At 55.7% G+C, this 1,016-nt stretch carries 2 protein-coding genes; both read left to right on the top strand.

The annotated features are described in order from the left end of the window. Positions 1–373 (top strand): hypothetical protein (locus KDK15_RS09605; RefSeq protein WP_257295137.1); only part of this gene is annotated, 373 nt, incomplete at its 5' end. 12 nt (positions 374–385) lie between these two features. Then, on the top strand, positions 386–1,003 hold the full coding sequence (locus KDK15_RS09600; RefSeq protein WP_257295136.1) for a recombinase family protein: 618 nt from the start codon (positions 386–388) through the stop codon (positions 1,001–1,003). The last annotated feature ends 13 nt before the right edge of the window (positions 1,004–1,016 follow it).

The following is a 1,016-nucleotide window of genomic DNA, read 5'->3' as shown; positions in this document are numbered from 1 at the left end:
CCCGCCAAAACACCCTATATTGGTTACTCACTTTAGCTATTGCATGCGCCGCGGCTGCCGACAAAAAATTATATTTTTGGCATACCAAAACATCCTATCTTGGTATTTCAACCAATCTGAAACCCAGTGGTACCAGTACATGCAGCTAAACCAGGTCTCCCTGTTGTTGGAAGCCAACGACATCAAGCTCGTCATCGTCACCCCGGCGGTAATGCAAGCCGGAAAATGGATCATCAGCTTTAAGCGGGGCAACGGCCAGTCCTTCACGCTCACCGCCCGCCGTGACAACATCCGCCATTTCGCCAGCGTCGACAGCGCCATCAAGCTTCTGAAAGAGCTGGGCATCACCACCGCCGTCGTTGACTGGCGATAACAGGAGGTCACCGTGCCGAACTACGCTTACCTGCGGGTCTCCACCGATGCCCAGGACGTCCAGAACCAGAAACACGGCGTGCTCGAATACGCCAACCAGCAGGGCATCACCAACCTGCACTACGTGGAAGATACCGTCACCAGCAAGAAACACTGGAAAGAGCGGGGCATCGGTGACTTGCTCAGCCAGGCCGGTGAAGGCGATACCATCATGGCGGCAGAAATCTCCCGGCTGGCCAGGTCCACCCTGGAAGTGCTGGAGATCCTGAAACAGTGCACCGAAAACCAGGTCAACCTGCACATCGCCAAGAACGGCATGGTGTTTGATAACTCCCTGCAAAGCAAAATCACCGCCACCGTGCTGGGGCTGGCCGCCGAGATCGAACGGGAATTTATCAGCAGCCGCACCAGGGAAGCCCTGGCCGCCCGCAAGGCTGCCGGGGTCAAGCTGGGTCGTCCCCAGGGCAAGGCGAAAACCCTGAAGCTGGACGCCAAGCGGGTCGAGATCCAGAAATACCTGGATATGGGCGTGAGTAAAGCGGCCATTGCCAAGATCGTTGGTTGCCCGGCGACCACCTTGTATGACTATTGCAAGGTGAGAAAGCTCAAGGCAAGGAAAAAAATAAGCTGATCATCTATAGTCT

The organism is Endozoicomonas sp. YOMI1 (assembly GCF_024606345.1).
Classification (GTDB): Bacteria; Pseudomonadota; Gammaproteobacteria; order Pseudomonadales; family Endozoicomonadaceae; genus Endozoicomonas.
The sequence above is the reverse complement of the archived record's forward strand: the minus strand, read 5'-3'. Positions and strand labels throughout refer to the sequence as shown.